Annotated in this window: 20 protein-coding genes, 1 pseudogene and 1 riboswitch; of the genes and pseudogenes, 15 read left to right on the forward strand and 6 right to left on the reverse strand. The window is 67.7% G+C overall.

Features of this window, described 5'->3' with window-relative positions:
- Positions 1–72: 72 nt before the first annotated feature.
- Both AB0L70_RS22705 and AB0L70_RS22710 read left to right on the forward strand, forming a co-directional pair.
- Entirely contained in the window at positions 73–669 is a 597-nt protein-coding gene (locus tag AB0L70_RS22705; RefSeq protein WP_363687162.1) for an acyl-CoA thioesterase, read from the forward strand.
- Positions 666–1,328: a potassium channel family protein gene (locus tag AB0L70_RS22710; protein ID WP_363687164.1), complete on the forward strand. Its 663-nt coding sequence runs from the start codon at positions 666–668 to the stop codon at positions 1,326–1,328. Before AB0L70_RS22705 ends, AB0L70_RS22710 begins: the two co-directional genes overlap by 4 nt.
- Here the strand turns inward: AB0L70_RS22710 and AB0L70_RS22715 are convergent.
- Positions 1,325–1,930, reverse strand: a complete 606-nt coding sequence (locus tag AB0L70_RS22715; RefSeq protein WP_363687166.1) for a helix-turn-helix domain-containing protein — start codon at positions 1,928–1,930, stop codon at positions 1,325–1,327. The two genes, AB0L70_RS22710 and AB0L70_RS22715, sit on opposite strands and share 4 nt — an antisense overlap.
- A gap of 53 nt (positions 1,931–1,983) precedes the next feature.
- Here AB0L70_RS22715 and AB0L70_RS22720 point away from each other — a divergent pair, with 53 nt between their 5' ends.
- The 9 genes from AB0L70_RS22720 to AB0L70_RS22760 all read left to right on the forward strand — a co-directional run bounded on the left by AB0L70_RS22720 (position 1,984) and on the right by AB0L70_RS22760 (position 8,538).
- The gene (locus tag AB0L70_RS22720) at positions 1,984–2,976 is read left to right on the forward strand and encodes a DMT family transporter (RefSeq protein ID WP_363687168.1); all 993 of its coding nucleotides are present in this window, start codon (positions 1,984–1,986) and stop codon (positions 2,974–2,976) included.
- On the forward strand, positions 2,904–3,389 hold the full coding sequence (locus AB0L70_RS22725; protein ID WP_363687171.1) for a MarR family transcriptional regulator: 486 nt from the start codon (positions 2,904–2,906) through the stop codon (positions 3,387–3,389). The genes AB0L70_RS22720 and AB0L70_RS22725 overlap by 73 nt, the downstream gene beginning before the upstream one ends.
- 1 nt (position 3,390) lies before the next feature.
- Positions 3,391–4,635 (forward strand): glycoside hydrolase family 3 N-terminal domain-containing protein, encoded by a 1,245-nt coding sequence (locus tag AB0L70_RS22730; protein ID WP_363687173.1) that lies wholly within the window; start codon positions 3,391–3,393, stop codon positions 4,633–4,635.
- Positions 4,632–4,967: a DUF202 domain-containing protein gene (locus tag AB0L70_RS22735; protein WP_363687175.1), complete on the forward strand. Its 336-nt coding sequence runs from the start codon at positions 4,632–4,634 to the stop codon at positions 4,965–4,967. Before AB0L70_RS22730 ends, AB0L70_RS22735 begins: the two co-directional genes overlap by 4 nt.
- 10 nt (positions 4,968–4,977) lie before the next feature.
- The gene (locus tag AB0L70_RS22740) at positions 4,978–5,298 is read left to right on the forward strand and encodes a DUF202 domain-containing protein (RefSeq protein WP_363687177.1); all 321 of its coding nucleotides are present in this window, start codon (positions 4,978–4,980) and stop codon (positions 5,296–5,298) included.
- 138 nt (positions 5,299–5,436) lie between these two features.
- Complete coding sequence (locus AB0L70_RS22745) at positions 5,437–6,069, forward strand: DUF47 family protein (RefSeq protein WP_363687179.1); 633 nt, start codon at positions 5,437–5,439, stop codon at positions 6,067–6,069.
- 2 nt (positions 6,070–6,071) lie between these two features.
- Positions 6,072–7,070: an inorganic phosphate transporter gene (locus AB0L70_RS22750; protein ID WP_363687181.1), complete on the forward strand. Its 999-nt coding sequence runs from the start codon at positions 6,072–6,074 to the stop codon at positions 7,068–7,070.
- Between the two features lie 87 nt (positions 7,071–7,157).
- A complete protein-coding gene (locus tag AB0L70_RS22755; RefSeq protein WP_363687183.1) occupies positions 7,158–8,291 on the forward strand; it encodes an inorganic phosphate transporter in 1,134 nt (377 codons plus the stop codon).
- Between the two features lie 13 nt (positions 8,292–8,304).
- A complete protein-coding gene (locus tag AB0L70_RS22760; RefSeq protein WP_363687185.1) occupies positions 8,305–8,538 on the forward strand; it encodes a hypothetical protein in 234 nt (77 codons plus the stop codon).
- Positions 8,539–8,540: 2 nt separating this feature from the next.
- Here AB0L70_RS22760 and AB0L70_RS22765 read toward each other — a convergent pair whose 3' ends face one another.
- Together AB0L70_RS22765 and AB0L70_RS22770 are read right to left on the reverse strand one after the other, a co-directional pair.
- Positions 8,541–9,065, reverse strand: a complete 525-nt coding sequence (locus AB0L70_RS22765) for a hypothetical protein (RefSeq protein ID WP_363687187.1) — start codon at positions 9,063–9,065, stop codon at positions 8,541–8,543.
- 150 nt (positions 9,066–9,215) lie between these two features.
- The gene (locus AB0L70_RS22770) at positions 9,216–9,953 is read right to left on the reverse strand and encodes a lysophospholipid acyltransferase family protein (RefSeq protein WP_363687189.1); all 738 of its coding nucleotides are present in this window, start codon (positions 9,951–9,953) and stop codon (positions 9,216–9,218) included.
- 39 nt (positions 9,954–9,992) lie between these two features.
- Positions 9,993–10,112: riboswitch (TPP riboswitch) on the forward strand.
- 12 nt (positions 10,113–10,124) lie between these two features.
- Here AB0L70_RS22770 and thiC point away from each other — a divergent pair.
- The 3 genes and pseudogenes from thiC to AB0L70_RS22785 all read left to right on the forward strand — a co-directional run bounded on the left by thiC (position 10,125) and on the right by AB0L70_RS22785 (position 13,016).
- Positions 10,125–11,638 (forward strand): annotated as a pseudogene (thiC, locus tag AB0L70_RS22775) (phosphomethylpyrimidine synthase ThiC).
- A gap of 272 nt (positions 11,639–11,910) precedes the next feature.
- Positions 11,911–12,465, forward strand: coding sequence for a transposase (locus tag AB0L70_RS22780; RefSeq protein WP_363687191.1), 555 nt, complete (start codon positions 11,911–11,913; stop codon positions 12,463–12,465).
- On the forward strand, positions 12,462–13,016 hold the full coding sequence (locus tag AB0L70_RS22785) for a hypothetical protein (RefSeq protein ID WP_363687193.1): 555 nt from the start codon (positions 12,462–12,464) through the stop codon (positions 13,014–13,016). The genes AB0L70_RS22780 and AB0L70_RS22785 overlap by 4 nt, the downstream gene beginning before the upstream one ends.
- A gap of 40 nt (positions 13,017–13,056) precedes the next feature.
- Here the strand turns inward: AB0L70_RS22785 and AB0L70_RS22790 are convergent, their stop codons facing one another.
- Both AB0L70_RS22790 and AB0L70_RS22795 read right to left on the reverse strand, forming a co-directional pair.
- Positions 13,057–13,650, reverse strand: a complete 594-nt coding sequence (locus tag AB0L70_RS22790; RefSeq protein ID WP_363687195.1) for an RDD family protein — start codon at positions 13,648–13,650, stop codon at positions 13,057–13,059.
- 84 nt (positions 13,651–13,734) lie between these two features.
- Positions 13,735–14,481, reverse strand: a complete 747-nt coding sequence (locus AB0L70_RS22795) for an RDD family protein (RefSeq protein WP_363687197.1) — start codon at positions 14,479–14,481, stop codon at positions 13,735–13,737.
- A gap of 105 nt (positions 14,482–14,586) precedes the next feature.
- On the opposite strand from AB0L70_RS22795, the gene AB0L70_RS22800 reads away from it, so the two are divergent.
- Positions 14,587–15,027 carry a DUF2752 domain-containing protein gene (locus tag AB0L70_RS22800; protein ID WP_363687199.1) on the forward strand — a complete coding sequence of 147 codons (441 nt, stop codon included), beginning with the start codon at positions 14,587–14,589 and terminating at the stop codon, positions 15,025–15,027.
- A 39-nt stretch (positions 15,028–15,066) separates the two neighbouring features.
- On the opposite strand, the gene AB0L70_RS22805 is transcribed toward AB0L70_RS22800, so the two are convergent.
- On the reverse strand, positions 15,067–15,675 hold the full coding sequence (locus AB0L70_RS22805) for a DUF4190 domain-containing protein (RefSeq protein ID WP_363687201.1): 609 nt from the start codon (positions 15,673–15,675) through the stop codon (positions 15,067–15,069).
- Positions 15,676–15,697: the final 22 nt, after the last annotated feature.

The following is a 15,697-nucleotide window of genomic DNA, read 5'->3' on the forward strand; positions in this document are numbered from 1 at the left end:
GCGCTGCCCGGTGTCCCGCCCGCAGCCCGATAGTCTGCGCAAACCCCACCAGGTGAGCCCGAAGGAGCCAGCATGTCCAGCAGCAGCCCGTCGTCGCGGCCGACCTCCGAGACTCAGCTGTCGCTGTCGCACATCACCGCGCAGAACGAGACCAACCTGCTGGGCACGGTCCACGGTGGCGTGATCATGACGCTGGTCGACTCGGTCGCCGGCGTGGTCGCGGCGCGGCACTCGGGTGGGCCGGCGGTCACGGCGTCGATGGACGAGATGACCTTCCTGGTCCCCGTGCGCGTCGGCGACGTCGTGCATTTCAGTGGACAGGTGAACTGGACCGGGCGCAGTTCGATGGAGGTCGGCGTACGCATCACCGCTGATCGGTGGGATGCGGTCGGACCGCAGGTGCACGTGGCATCGGCGTACCTGGTGTTCGTCGCGGTGGATTCGGACGGCGCGCCGCGGGCGGTGCCGCAGGTGGTGCCGGAGACGGACGAGGAGCGGCGGCGGTTGCGCGAGGCTGAGATCCGCAGGAGTCACCGCCTGGCCCGCCGCGCCGCCATCATCGCCTCCCGCGAAGAAGCCGCCCGCGAAGAGGCCGCCCGCGAAGAAGCCGCGCGCGAAGGCGCGACCCGAGAAGGCGCGGCTCATGCAGCCGGCGAGGAGACCCGGTGAACGTGTTCGGGAGTGCGCGGCGGCACCCCTCCGCGATCCTGCTCGTGGTGCAGTTGCTGGGCGTGCTGATCTATCCGGCGATGGAAGGCTCCCGTGGCGGCCGCGTCGCGTTCGAGATCCTCGGCATCTTCGTCCTGGTGCTCGCCGTCTTCTCGGTTCGATCCACCCCGGGCCTCACCTGGGTCAGCATCGGCCTCGGCATCCCGGCAGTGGTGCTGTCCCTGGTCGACGCGTTCAACCCGACCGAGCCGATCGTCGCGATCTCCGGCTTCCTCCACGCCGCGTTCTATTTCTACGCGGCGTACAGCCTGCTCCGCTACATGCTCTCCGACCACGACGTCAGTGCTGACGAACTCTTCGCGACCGGTGCGACTTTCACCTTGGTGGCTTGGGGTTTCGCCTACCTGTACGTCTTCGTGCAGGCGCTGGTCCCCGGCAGCTTCACCGCAGCCGTTGACCCGAGCAACGATCGCACCTGGATGGAACTGCTCTTCCTCAGCTTCACCACGCTCTCCAGCACCGGCCTGAGCGACATCGTCCCGATCACCTCATGGGGCCGGTCAGTGGTGATGCTGGAGCAGTTGGCCGGACTCGGGTACGTCGCCATGGTCGTGTCTCGCCTGGTCGGCTTGACCATCACCCGCCGGACCAGCAACTAAGCCCGCGGCCAACCAGCCAGCAGGTCCGCGGCGGCCCGCGCCGCCACCTCAGGTGCGCGGTCCATGGCGGCGACGCGAAAGCTCACCAGTGCGCCCTCGTGGAGCAACAGCAACCGATCAGCGAGCTCCCCAGGATCAGCCAACCCGGCCAGCGTCGCCTGAGCCTCGAACTCGGACCGAATCCACTGCTTCTGGCCCACGATCACCGGCATCGCCGGATGGTCCGGGGCCGCGAGCTCCACGCTCGCGTTGATGAAGCCACACCCGTTCCGCGAGCCGGCGAGCCAGTCCGTCAGCGCGGCGAACAGCGCCAGGATCACCTCTTCCGGCGTCCTCGGCTGCCGCTCGGCGAGCTGCTCGTCGAGGAACGCGTGCCAGACCCGGTTGCGCCGATCCAGATACGCCGCGATCAGCCGGTCCTTCGAACCGAACCGGTCGTACAGCGTCTTCTTCGTCACCTCGGCCGCGGCAGCGATGGCATCCACCCCGACAACCCGGATCCCGCGCTCGTAGAACAGCGTGGAGGCCGCCGTCAGGATGCGCTCACCGGCAGGCGTCAGCGGGGCGGCCGCGGAGACGTCGCGGTCCACCAGCAATCTCATCTGCTGATCAAGCACACTGACAGTATACCGACCGGTGTGGTTACTTGTCTTTCATGACCACACTGACGCTGCCGGTACGACGCCCTCCCGGCCTGCGCGTGGTCGGGGCCGGAGCCGGATTCGTGGTCTTCTGGAGCTGCGGGTTCATCGGCGCTCGGTGGGGCACGCAGTACACGTCGGCGTTCGACCTGCTCGCCTGGCGCTTCCTGGTCGCCGGTGCGCTCGCGGTCGCGGTCCTGCTGATCAGGCGGCCGCGGATCTCGCGCAGGGACCTGCTGACGCAGGTGTGGATGGCGATCCTCACCCAGTTCGTCTACCTGGGTCTCATCTTCACCGGCATCGACCGTGGCATCACGGCCGGCGTCACTGCCCTCATCGGGTCGCTCCAACCAGTTCTGATCGCCACAGTGGCCGGCCCGCTGCTCGATGAACGCGTGAGCGCACGACAGTGGATCGGACTGGTCTTGGGCGTTGCCGGAGTGGGCCTGGTTGTTGCCGACGATCTCCACGCCGGTCATGGCTCCGCATTGCTCTTCCTGGTGCCTCTAGGCGGTCTGCTCGGCCTGGTTGCCGGCACGTGCCTGGACCGGCGCCGGAAACCCAGCACCAACTCCCTCGACGCCTTGGCCGTGCAAAGCCTCGTGTCAGCTGTTCTGTTCACAGCACTGGCGGCTTCTACGCACCAGCTCACCGTGCCGCGGCAGCCGGGCTTCTACGGCGCTGTCTTCTGGTTGGTGCTGCTGGCAACGGGCGGTGGCTGGGGTCTGTACCTGGTCAACCTGAAGCTCTCCGGCGCGACCCGCATCAGTGCGCTGCTCTATCTCGTCCCGCCGACCACCATGGTCTTCGCGTTCCTCCTGTTCGGCGAGACCATCGGCGTACTGGCCGTGATCGGGATGCTGGTGTGTGCGATCGCCGTACTGCTGATCAGGTCCAACGAGCGCAACGGGTCTGATCTGGCTACGCTGCGGGGATGGCGGAACCCCGGTGGCTGGAGCAGAGCGAAGCACAGGCCTGGCGCGCGTGGATCGCGGCGCAGCGCGTAGTCAACAGCCGGATCGAACAACAGCTGCAACGCGACGCGGGAATCCCGCACACCTACTACGAAATCCTGGTCCGGCTGTCCGAGGCATCGGGCGGCCGGCTGCGGATGAGTGAGCTCGCGGTCGCGACCCTTGGCTCACGCAGCCGGCTGTCGCACGCGGTGAACCGGCTCGAGCAGAACGGCTGGGTCAGGCGCGAGGGCATCGAGTCCGACCGGCGTGGTCAGGTGGCGATCCTGACCGATCTGGGTCGGCAGAAGCTCGTCGAGACGGCGCCCGGTCATGTCGAGGAGGTCCGCAAGTCGATCTTCGACGCCCTCACCGAGGAGCAGGTCGAGCACCTGTACGACGTCTGCGCGACCCTGGCCCGGCACTCCGGCGACACGGTCGACAACGCCGCCTGGGAGCGTCGCTGACATGAGTCGTCGGGTCGCAGTGGTCGCGCTGACCGCACTCCTGGTCGCCGGCTGCAGCGACGACCAGTCCCCACCGACCGCAGGCCCCAGTACGGTGCCGTCCTCCTCGGTCCCCGTGTCGACGTCCGAGCAGCCCGCGACGCCCACCGACACGCCGAGTCAGACCCCAACGCCAACACCTACACCGACCGCGACGCCGAACCCGCCGAGCTGCGTCGATCAGAAGCTCCAGACCCTCACGCTGCGCGAGCAGGCGGCCCAGCTGATCATGACCGGCATCAGCGCCAACGGCATGACCTCGGCGCAACGGCCCATCGTGCAGCAGCAGAAGCCTGGCAGCATCCTCCTGCTCGGCACCGGCGGCAGCCTCGCTCACACGCGTACGGCGACGGCCGCCGCGAGCACTGCGGCCACGGTCAAGGGCGTCCGCCCACTGGTCGCCGCAGATCAGGAGGGCGGGCAGATCCAGCGCCTGAAGGGCTCCGGCTTCGACCGCATCCCCGCGGCAACCACGCAAGGCACCTGGTCGGCTGACAAGCTCACCGCCCGCGCCAAGGTCTGGGGCCAGCAGCTCAAGCAGGCTGGGGTCAACGTCGATCTCGCGCCGGTGGCTGACGTCGTACCGAGCTCTCTGAAGTCGCAGAACGCGCCGATCGGCAGTCTGGACCGTGAGTACGGCAACACGCCCGGAGAGGTCGGCCCACCGGTGCAGGCGTTCGTCCAGGGGATGAAGCAGGCCGGTGTGATGACCTCGGTGAAGCACTTCCCCGGCCTGGGCCGGGTGCGGGGCAACACCGACTTCTCCTCCGGCGTGGTCGACACCGTGACCGTACGGCGTGATGCGGACCTGCAGCCGTACGCCGACGGGATCAAGGCGGGCACCGCGATGGTGATGATCTCCACCGTCACGTACACCAAGATCGACGCCAAGAACCGCGCTGTGTTCTCGCCGACCGTCATCCAGGGCATGGTGCGGGGTGATCTCGGCTGGAACGGCGTCGTGATCACCGATGATGTCGGCGCGGCCGCCGAGGTCGCATCGGTGCCGGCGGGGCAGCGGGCGACGCGTTTCGTCGCGGCGGGTGGCGACATCGTCATCAACGCCACAGCGGCGCTGACCAGCACCATGGTGACCGCACTCGTGACCAAAGCCCAGCAGGACAAGGCGTTCGCCGCCAAGCTGGCCAGTAGCGTGAAGCGGGTGCTGACCCTGAAGCAGGAACACGGCCTGGTGAGCTGCGGATGATCGAGGAGCAAGAACCCGACTACCGCTTCACCCTGGCAAACGAGAGGACCTATCTGGCCTACCTGCGGACCGCGCTGGCCTGTTACGCGGGCGGTCTGTCCGCGGTGCAGTTCCTCGACCTCGGTCCGGACCGCTGGCCGGCCAGGATCATCGGCGTGGTCCTGGTCACCGCCGGAATCGTCATCACGGCCGGTGCCTTCCGCCGCTGGCAGCAGAACCTGGCCGCGATGCGCCAGGGCGGCCCACTCCCGGTGACCAGGCTGCCCTTGATGCTCGGGGCAACAATCGCCACGGTGGGCCTGATCGGCCTGCTCTTCTCGCTGTGGCGATGAACACACCCCGGTGAACGCCCCGACGAACCCGCCCGATCCCGGTCTCCAGCCCGAGCGGACCCTGCTGGCGTGGCGCCGTACGGCGCTGGGCCTGATTGCCAACGGCATCCTCCTGCTTGCCTCCGGCCACGGCTCGTCCGATGTCCGGACCGGCCTCGGCATCGTCGTTCTGGTGCTGTCGCTGGCCTGCTGGGCCGCGGTGAGCGCCGTCTACCGCCGTACGAACGGCTCGAAAGTGCACGCGCTCGGCCACGAGTCCGTGCTCAGGGTCGCGGCCGGGCTGGTCTTGATCGTCGGCCTCTTCGACCTGTACGCCGTGATCACCCGGTGAAACCGACTGGTTACGCATCGTTGGCGCTGGGCGGGGGAGTTCATCGCGACGCGATACGTTGACCAGGCGGATGCCACGTCAACCGCTTGTCCCCTCTAGCATGTTCACGGTTTGTCCCTCGTTCATCCGGAGCTTGAAGTGCCGTTACGTCTGCGTCCGAACGACCCGACGTTCTACGACCTTTTCACCGAGTCCGCCAACCACCTCGTGGACGGAGCCCGGATCCTGGCCGAGCTTCTCGGCAGTACGGCGGGGACCGGACTCTCCTCGAGTCACCAGATCGCCGCCCAGATGAAGGATGCCGAGCACGCGGCCGACGAGACCACGCACTCGATCATCCGCCGGGTCAACTCGACCTTCGTCACCCCGTTCGACCGCGAGGACATCTACCGGCTGGCCTCCGATCTCGACGACGTGATGGATTTCATGGAGGAGGCGGTCGACACCGTCCACCTGTTCAACCTCGATCAGCTGCCGGCGGAGGTCGCCGAGCAGATCGAGGTGCTGCAGCGGGCCGCGCAGCTGACGGCGGAGAACATGCCGAAATTGCGCACGATGAAGGACCTGGCGGAGTACTGGATCGAGATCAACCGGCTGGAGAACACCGGGGACGCGGTCCACCGCCGGATCATCGCGAAGCTGTTCAGTGGCGAGTTCGACGCGCTGACGGTGATGAAGTTCAAGACCGTGGTCGACCTGCTGGAGGAGGCGGTCGACGCCTTCGAGCACGTCGCCAACACCGTCGAGCAGATCGCCGTCAAGGAGAGCTGAGCGTGGAGCTCGCGCTCGTCATCGCCGTCGTCGTCATCGCGCTGGCCTTCGACTACACCAACGGCTTCCACGACGCCGCCAACGCGATCGCGACCTCGATCTCCACCCGGGCGCTCACGCCGCGGGTGGCGCTGGCGATGGCCGCGGTGTGCAACTTCCTCGGCGCGCTGGCCGGCACCGAGGTGGCCGAGACCGTCGGCAAGGGCATCATCACCGCGCCGACCGGGAAACACGGTCTGGTGGTCGTGATCGCGGCCCTGATCGGCGCGATCACCTGGAACCTGATCACCTGGTACTTCGGCCTGCCCAGCTCCTCGTCACACGCGCTGATCGGCGGGCTGGTGGGCGCCGGCCTCGCGTCGACGAGTGTCGTGCTGTGGTCCGGCATCGTGGACAAGGTCGTCATCCCGATGGTGCTGTCGCCGGCGATCGGCTTCGTCGGCGCGTTCGTGCTGATGACCGCGATCCTCTGGCTGTTCCGGCGCAGCAATCCCGGCAAGGTCACCCGCGGCTTCCGGATGGCCCAGTCGCTGTCGGCGGCCGCGATGGCGCTCGGGCACGGCCTGCAGGACGCGCAGAAGACGATGGGCGTGATCTTCCTCGCCCTGCTCACCACCGGACACGCGAACGCGAGCGACGGCATCCCGATCTGGGTGAAGATCTCCGCCGCGACCGCGATCTCGCTCGGCACCTACTCCGGCGGCTGGCGGATCATGCGTACGCTCGGCCGCCGGATCATCCACCTCGACCCGGCCCGCGGATTCGCCTCCGAGGCGATCGCCGCGGCGGTCCTGTACGTGATGGCAATCGGCCTGCACGCGCCGGTCTCCACCACCCACACGATCACCTCGGCGGTGATGGGCGCGGGCGCCACGAAGCGGCTGTCAGCGGTCCGCTGGGGCGTCGCGAAGGGCATCGTGACCGCCTGGGTCCTGACGATTCCGGCGGCCGGCCTGGTGGCGGCGTTGTGTTACGGACTGGCCCATCTGATCTTGGAGTAAATTCCCCGGTTCCATTCATTTCGAATTCATCCACCGGGCCTACGGTCGATCGACGCTGCTGATCGTCCGCCTAGGGAAGTGATCGGGATGGATCTGTCGTTCCTCGTCGTCGTGGTGATCATCACCGCTTTGGTGTTCGACTTCACCAACGGTTTCCACGACACAGCCAATGCGATGGCGACCTCGATCGCCACCGGCGCACTGAAACCCAAGGTCGCGGTGGCGATCTCCGCGGTCCTGAACCTGGTCGGCGCGTTCGTCTCCACCGAGGTGGCCAAGACGATCTCCAGCGGGCTCGTCGACGACGCCAAGGTCACTGTGCCAGTCATCTTCGGTGGTCTGGTCGGCGCGATCCTGTGGAACCTGCTGACCTGGTACGTCGGCCTGCCGAGCTCTTCGTCGCACGCGCTGTTCGGCGGCCTGATCGGCGCCACCTGGATCGCCGCAGGCAGTAGTGCGGTGCACTTCGGCACCGTCGTACAGAAGGTGATCATCCCGGCCGTCGCCGCGCCGATCGTGGCCGGCATCGTGGCACTGCTGGGCACCTACCTGGCCTACAAGATCACCGCGCGGGCGAAGAAGAAGCCGGTCGAGGACGGGTTCCGGGTCGGTCAGATCGCCTCCGCCTCGCTGGTCTCGCTCGCGCACGGCACCGGTGACGCGCAGAAGACGATGGGCGTCATCACGCTGGTGCTGATCACGTCGGGCAGCCTCGCGCAGGGCTCGAAGCCGCCGCTGTGGGTGATCTTCGCGGCCGGCCTGGCGATCGCGCTGGGCACCTACCTGGGCGGCTGGCGGATCATCCGGACGATGGGCAAGGGCCTGACCGAGATCGAGTCGCCACAGGGCTTCTCCGCGGAGACCAGCTCGACCGCGGTGCTGCTGGCCTCGTCGCACCTGGGCTTCCCGCTGTCCACCACCCAGGTCTGCTCCGGCAGCATCCTCGGTGCCGGCCTCGGCAAGCGGCTGGCCGAGGTGCGCTGGACCGTGGCCGGCCGGATGGCGCTGGCCTGGCTGTTCACGCTGCCGGCCGCCGCGCTCGTCGGCGCCCTGTCCGGCCGGGTGGCCGACTCCGGCAACCTCGGCGTCGTCATCATCGCGATCCTCGCGGTCGCGGCCGGTGGCGCCATCTACCTCGCGTCCCGGCGTCGTCCGGTGACGTCGGACAACGTCAACGAGTACCCGAGCACCCCGGCCGCCACCACGGCCGCGGCCGCCTGAGAGGAGTACGGCGATGCACATCGACTGGGGTTCACTCGGTGAGGTGGCAGTGGTCAGCCTGATCTTCGGGGTCGGGCTGGCGGTCCTGTTCGCGTTCGGCGTCACCGCGATGTCGCGCCGGACGGCGGCGATCGACGACAAGAAGCCGCCGTCGATGGTCGACACCGGTGTGGCCGCGCTGTGCTTCGCGGCCTGCCTGGCCGCGGTGCTCTACGGGCTGTACCTGATCATCCCGCAGTTCCACTGACGCTAGCGGTTCCAGCGGCGTACGGACTTGGCGACGTCCTTGGCGCGGATCGAGCCGAGGTTGTACTCCCAGGCGGAGGCGAGCTTGCCGCCGAGGACCGCCGAGTCCAGGTAGGTCCTCGGCCGCACGGCCACCGCCCACGTGGCGGCGGCCGCGTGGCCCTGCTGGTGCAGCAGGTGGTCGACGGTCGCCTCGATCCGGCTCTGGTTCTCGCCGCCGAGGCCGTCGGTGGACCAGCGCTGCAGGATCGCCGTGTCGTCGGCCGTCATCCGGGCCAGGTAGGTCAACGGGCCACGCCAGAAGCCACGGCTGCCGATGTTGTCCAGGCTCTCCAACGGGAACCAGCCGTTCTGGCAGCGGCGCCCGTTCACCGCGGACTCGATCTCGCGAGCCCGGTCCATGGACAGGCCCCTGATCGCCCATTCGACGAAGTAGGTGCCTGCGTCCGGGATGTGCTCCGCCACGTGTGGCGCCACCGCCAACGTCCCCGGCTCGAACAGATGGAGCTCTTCCGGTGATTCGAACAAAACCTTCCCCGCCCGCCTGAGTAGGCGACCGCGCGAACCACTGCCCGGCCACCGCACAGGGACCCCCCAGGTTCCTGTTCTTGCATCAACGACGCCCTTCGTACCCTCGTTCCCGGCCGAGGGTCAAGGCGCTGTCCGCTCTATTGGCCTTTACTTTGCGCGGCGTGCGAGCTCTTCCTGGTCGAGCCGTTCGGCCTCGGCCGGCGTCGGCGCGGAACCGCCGTACGACGCCGGCAACCACCAGGCACCAGCCGGTTGCTCCGGGTATGCGCGGATGGTCCGGTCGAGCATGCCGGCCATCGTCGATCGCAGCTGTGCGGTCGCCTCGGTGGCGTCGTCGCCGGCCGTCACGGTGATCGGCGTACCGACGCTGATCGCGATCGTGCGGTGCCGGGAGAAGTCGCGGGGATGGTCCTTGGTCAGCACCCGCTGCGTGCCCCACAGGATCATCGGAATGATCGGTACGGCGGCCTCCGCGGCCATCCGGACCGTGCCGGACTTGAACTCCTTCAGCTCGAACGACCGGCTGATCGTCGCCTCCGGGAACACGCCGACCACCTCGCCGGCGGCCAGGTAGCTGATCGCCTGCTGGTACGACGCGGCGCCGGCACTGCGGTCCACCGGGATGTGGTGCATGCCCCGCATCAAGGGACCGGCGTACCGGTTGCGGAACAGGACCTCTTTCGCCATGAATCGCACCAGTCGCTTGCTCGGCAGCGCACCGAAACCGCCGAGCACGAAGTCGACGTAGCTGATGTGGTTCAAGGCGATGACCGCGCCACCGGTCCGCGGCACGTTCTCCGTCCCGGTCAGCTGGAAGTTCACGTCCAGCACCTTGAACGCCGTCTTCGCGAAGCCGATCACGGGCGGGTACACGAGGTCTCGCATTCCTCGACGCTACAGGCTTGGTCTATGGTGACCGTCACAACTGGAAATCGCGGGAGCTCGCACCGAAGTGGGCTGAGAGGGCGGCTGGGATCATCCGGCGCCGCCGACCGCCGAACCTGTCCGGGTAATTCCGGCGTAGGGAGCGCAACTGTGACAACCACCGGCAACGGCATTCGCCCGACTGTCACCACCGGGCCGATCTCCGGCTCCGAGAAGATCCATCGCGGCGAACTGGGCGTCCCGGTCCGCCGTGTCCACCTCACCAACGGCGAACACTTCGACCTGTACGACACCTCCGGCCCGTACACGGATGCGTCGGCGCAGATCGACGTACAGGCCGGTCTCCCCGCACTGCGGCGGGACTGGATCGCCGGGCGCGGGCCACGTACCCAGCTGGCGCATGCGCGAGCCGGGACCATCACCGAGGAGATGAGGTACGTCGCCACCCGGGAGGGCGTCGATCCCGAGTTCGTCCGGGCCGAGGTGGCCCGGGGCCGGGCCGTGATCCCGGCGAACCGGCAGCACCCGGAGAGCGAACCGATGATCATCGGGAAGAAGTTCCTGGTGAAGGTGAACGCGAACATCGGCAACTCGGCCGTCACCAGCTCGATCGAGGAGGAGGTCGAGAAACTCGTCTGGGCGACCAGATGGGGCGCGGATACGGTGATGGACCTGTCCACCGGCAAGAACATCCACGCGACCCGCGAATGGATCCTGCGGAACTCGCCGGTGCCGATCGGGACCGTGCCGCTGTACCAGGCGCTCGAGAAGGTGAACGGTGATCCGACCGCGCTGACGTGGGAGATCTACCGCGACACGGTGATCGAGCAGTGCGAGCAGGGTGTCGACTACATGACCGTGCACGCCGGCGTGCTGCTGCGGTATGTGCCGCTGACCGCGCGACGGATCACCGGGATCGTGTCCCGGGGTGGTTCGATCATGGCCGCGTGGTGCCTGGCGCATCATCAGGAGTCCTTCCTCTACACGCATTTCGCCGAGCTGTGCGAGATCCTCCGGTCGTACGACGTGACGTTCTCGCTGGGGGACGGGTTGCGGCCGGGATGTATCGCGGACGCCAACGATGAGGCCCAGTTCGCGGAGCTGCGGACGCTCGGGGAGCTGACGCGGATCGCCTGGGAGCACGACGTACAGGTGATGATCGAAGGGCCCGGACACGTGCCTATGCACAAGATCGCCGAGAACGTCCGGCTCGAGGAAGAGCTCTGTGGTGAAGCGCCGTTCTACACATTGGGGCCGTTGGCAACCGATGTGGCGCCGGCCTACGACCACATCACGTCGGCGATCGGTGCGGCCCAGATCGGCTGGCTGGGTACGGCGATGCTCTGCTACGTCACGCCGAAGGAACACCTCGGGCTCCCTGATCGCGACGACGTGAAGACCGGCGTGATCACGTACAAGATCGCTGCCCACGCGGCCGATCTGGCCAAGGGGCATCCGGGTGCACAGGCCTGGGACGACACGTTGTCCAAGGCAAGGTTCGAGTTCCGCTGGGAGGATCAGTTCAACCTCTCGCTGGACCCGACACCGCGCGGGCCTTCCACGACGAGACGCTGCCGGCCGAGCCGGCCAAGACGGCCCACTTCTGCTCGATGTGCGGCCCGAAGTTCTGCTCGATGCGGATCACCGCCGACATCAGGGAACGCTTCCTCCCGCTGGTCGACTGAGGTGCGCCGAGGCCCGGAGTACGCCGTACTCCGGGCCTCAGGTGTTGACTCCGTGTGAAGGGCGCACTCGCGTCGAGCTGCCGGAGAGCCGGAATCCAGCGGAGAATGGGGGGATCGGAGACTTTCGGGGCGATCACCGCGAGTGATCGGGTGAACCGATTCAGGTTTTTTCCTTCACTCTACGTGAATAAGACTGTAGCCTTAACACGTTCGGAAGGAGGTGCAGGGCGATGGTCTTCGTTCTCACGGTAGATCAACGTGGCAGTCGCAGCATGACCGATCTCGTACCCGAGGTACTGAACTTCCTGAACCGCCGGCCGCGGCGGACCGGCCTACTTCGGAAGTTCGAGCGGACGGCCGGCGACGAGGTGCAGGGCGTGCTCTCCGAGGCGCGCGCCACGATCGACGTGATCGTCGAGTTGCTCCGCCTCGACACCTGGTACGTCGGGCTCGGCATCGGTGAGGTCACGCAACCCCTGCCACGCAGCACCAGGGCGGGCAGCGGCGACGCGTTCGTGTTCGCACGGGAGGCGGTCAACCGGGCCAAGTCGAGCCCTCACCACGTCAACGTGGTCGGTGCCGACATCCAGCGGGTCGAGCAGGTGGAGACCGTGCTCTGGCTGATGGCGTCCGTACTGCGGCGTCGTAGCGACCGTGGTTGGGCCGTGGCCGATCTGCTGGCCGAAGGACTCACCAGACGGGAGATCGGCGTGAAGCTGGGGATCAGCCAGTCGGCCGTGACGCAACGGGCCCAGGCCGCTGGGTTCGCCGAGGAGCAGCGGGGACGGGTGCTGGCGACCGAGTTGCTCGCCGGGGTCGCTGCGTGACGGCACTCATCCTGTCGTTGACCGCGGCCGGACTGATCCTCGCCGTACTGGCGTGGGTGCCGAGGGCCGGCTCCACTCTCGAGATCGTGCTCAGCGGGTTCATGCTGGCCTGTCTGGTCGCGGTCGGGCTGCTCCTGCTGTCAGGCGACGGCGTGGAGGGCTGGCCGGAGCGGTGGTGGAACGTTCTGCTGTTGCTGTCCGGAGGGCTCGCGCTGACCGGTGGAGGGCCGCTGACGACGTCCGTACTGGCTCTGGTGGACCGGGGGAACACCCGGGCCCAGTCGACGCAGAAGGCCGGTGAGGTGCTGCGTGGTGGTGCGCTGATCGGATCGCTCGAGCGTGCGGCCATCTTCGCCGCGCTGGTGGCGGGCTGGCCTGAGGGCATTGCAGTTGTGCTGGCGATCAAGGGTTTGGCTCGGTACCCCGAGTTGCGCAGTCCGGACCAGCCGGCCTCGGTCACGCCTCAGGCCGTAGCTGAACGGTTCATCATCGGTACTTTCACCAGCGTGCTGTGGTCAGTGACTTGTGCGGCCTTCATGCTGTCGCACTGAGCACCTCCCCCTCCTCCCCCCTTCTTTCTTTCTCTCCCGACTAGAGCTTGATGACTATGTCGTTCACGACCTTGTCGTGCCAGGTCTGTTGTTTGTCGTCCCACAGCGGCCAGAGCACGTTGAGGATGCAGAGCTGGTTGAAGATCTGAGCCAGGATCTCCCGGCCCAGGTTCGAGCCGACTCCGATCAACTGACCGGTCTCCGCGTGCACGATCCGCAGGCCGGTGAGTTTCTTGCCGAAGGACTGGCCGGTGCGGCCCTGCTGGATCAACCGGTTCCAGATCCAGACCAGGAAGCCGACCAAGAACCCGGCGCCCATCGCGATCCCGCCGGCGGTGCCTAGTTCTTCGCGGTCACCGTTGACGACGAGCGACACGATCACACCGACGATCATCGGGATCGAGACGATCAGCGAGTCGAGGATCGAGGCGCCGACGCGGATCGGCCAGCCGGCCAGCTGTCCCGGTGGCGCGTATCCGAAGCCGTAGCCACCTGACCCGGGACCGACTTGCCCATAGGGGTTGTAGCCCTGCGGGTGGTACTGACCGGGCTGCCCTGGTGGCAGCTGCGGCTGGTACTGCCCCGGCTGACCAGGCGGGTACGGCGGCTGGTTGTCGTAGGGAGGCGTGGTCACCTGGACGAGTATCGCGGAACTACCCGGATATGCGGAACGCCGCGGCCTGTTCAGGCCACGGCGTCCGGAGATCGCAGGGAGTCGTCAGAGCTTGATGACGTAGGTGTTGTTGATCTTGTCCGCGAAGGTCTGGCGCTTCTCGTCCCACAGCGGCCACAGATAGCCCACGTAGCAGGCTGCGCTGTCGAGGATGTGGGTGAGCTGGCGCACGAACGCCTTGCCCGCGCCGACCGGCTGACCGGTGTCCGCGCCGACCAGCTTCAGGCCGAGGACCTGCTTGCCGACGCTCTGGCCGGTGCTGCCCTGGCGGATCACGATGTTCCAGATCGAGAGACCGATACCGGCCAGGATGAAGAGCAGCGACAGGATGCCAAGGACCGAGTTGTCGCCGCCGCTGGACAGTCCGGACCCGATTCCGAACGGCACACCGACGATCACGCCGTCGATGAGCGTGGCGCCGACGCGGTTCGGCCAGGCTGCCAGGTTGCCCGGGACAGCGCCGTACCCACCCGGCTGGCCGTAGCCAGGCTGGCCGTACTGCTGCCCGTAGCCCGGCTGCCCGTACTGACCGGGCTGCTGGCCGTAACCGGGCTGCTGCCCGTACTGGCCCGGCTGCTGGCCGTACTGCCCCGGCTGACCGGGCTGCTGGCCATAACCCGGCTGTTGACCGTAACCAGGCTGTTGCTGCTGGCCGCCATAGCCGGGCTGTTGGCCGTAACCCGGCTGCTGCCCCGGCTGGCCGGGCTGTCCGTACTGGCCAGGCTGGCCGTACTGACCCGGCTGTTGGGGGTCTTGCGGGCCGTAACCCGGCGGTGGCGTCGGAGTGCTCACGACGATCCCTTCTAGTGAATTGCATTGAGGAGTGAGTTGCAGGCTAGTGGTCCGACGGCTCAGACCCGGCAACGGATCCCACGTGATGAGAGTTACCGTGGTGCGGTGAGCCTTTCGCTGAGCGTCGTACTCCGGCCGACCGGACCGGTCCAGCCGCTGGACCGGGCGGTGCTGGGTCTGGCCGCGGTGGGGGTGGGTGGATTCGGGCTGGCGGCCGTCTACCAGCTGTCCGGTGGGCAGATCGGCATACCGTGCATCCTGCACGCGACCACCGGGCTGAACTGTCCACTCTGTGGATCGACCCGGATGGCGGCCGCGTTGCTGCGCGGCGATCTGGACGCGGCCTGGCACTACAACCCGGTGATCCTGGTCCTCGGCCCGCTCGTCGGTGTTGCCGTCGGCTACCAAATGCTTGCCTGGGCGCTCGAATCGCTGCGATGGATCCGGCTGCCCCGGCTGCGGATCAGCCCGCGTGCCTACGACTGGCTGATCAAGGGCGTGATCGCCTTACTGATCGTGTACGGCGTCGCCCGCAACCTGAACTGAGTCGCCGCGGGGCGTGCCCGGCGACGACTCAGCTCGAGGTCAGTAGTTGCCGATCGCCCCGGTGAGGTAGCCGAGCAGGCCGAGGCCCAGGGCAACGATGCCGCCGATCCAGGCCACCTTCGCCAACGTGTCCGGCCGGCCCTGCTCGCGGAACTTGCCCTGGGCAATCAGGCCGAGCACGATCGAGGCCGGGCTGCAGCAGACCCAGCAGACGATGCCGATGATCGACAGCACCTGTGGGGTATTGCTCTGCGGGACGGCGCCGTACCCGTAGCCGGCCTGGCCGCCGCCGTACTGCCCGTAGGCACCGGGCTGCTGCCCGTACTGGCCAGGCTGCTGGCCGTAGGAACCGTAGCCGGGCTGCTGCCCGTAACCCGGCTGTTGCCCGTACTGCCCCGGCTGCTGCTGCCCATAGCCGGGCTGTTGCCCGTACTGGCCCGGCTGGCCCGGCTGGCCCGGCTGCTGACCGGGATATCCGCCCTGACCGTATTGACCAGGCTGCTGCTGCCCGTAGTCGGGCTGGCTCGGCTGGTCGTACGGGTTGGGCTGGCTCGGCTGCCCGTACTGGCTGGGCGGCTGCTGCCCCGGGGTGTCCTGCGGCCGGTCCTGGTCGCTCTGGTCGTCGCCTGGGGGCGTCGGAGTACTCACCACGGTTCCCTTCTGAGAACGT

This window comes from Kribbella sp. NPDC051952, assembly GCF_040680855.1.
Lineage (GTDB): Bacteria > Actinomycetota > Actinomycetes > Propionibacteriales > Kribbellaceae > Kribbella.

Coding starts and splice junctions, on each gene's coding strand:
- AB0L70_RS22705 (WP_363687162.1), top strand. CDS start 73: ATGTCCAGCAGCAGCCCGTCGTCGCGGCCGACCTCCGAGACTCAGCTG.
- AB0L70_RS22715 (WP_363687166.1), bottom strand. CDS start 1,930: ATGAGATTGCTGGTGGACCGCGACGTCTCCGCGGCCGCCCCGCTGACG.
- AB0L70_RS22720 (WP_363687168.1), top strand. CDS start 1,984: ATGACCACACTGACGCTGCCGGTACGACGCCCTCCCGGCCTGCGCGTG.
- AB0L70_RS22725 (WP_363687171.1), top strand. CDS start 2,904: ATGGCGGAACCCCGGTGGCTGGAGCAGAGCGAAGCACAGGCCTGGCGC.
- AB0L70_RS22730 (WP_363687173.1), top strand. CDS start 3,391: ATGAGTCGTCGGGTCGCAGTGGTCGCGCTGACCGCACTCCTGGTCGCC.
- AB0L70_RS22735 (WP_363687175.1), top strand. CDS start 4,632: ATGATCGAGGAGCAAGAACCCGACTACCGCTTCACCCTGGCAAACGAG.
- AB0L70_RS22755 (WP_363687183.1), top strand. CDS start 7,158: ATGGATCTGTCGTTCCTCGTCGTCGTGGTGATCATCACCGCTTTGGTG.
- AB0L70_RS22760 (WP_363687185.1), top strand. CDS start 8,305: ATGCACATCGACTGGGGTTCACTCGGTGAGGTGGCAGTGGTCAGCCTG.
- AB0L70_RS22770 (WP_363687189.1), bottom strand. CDS start 9,953: ATGCGAGACCTCGTGTACCCGCCCGTGATCGGCTTCGCGAAGACGGCG.
- AB0L70_RS22780 (WP_363687191.1), top strand. CDS start 11,911: ATGACCGATCTCGTACCCGAGGTACTGAACTTCCTGAACCGCCGGCCG.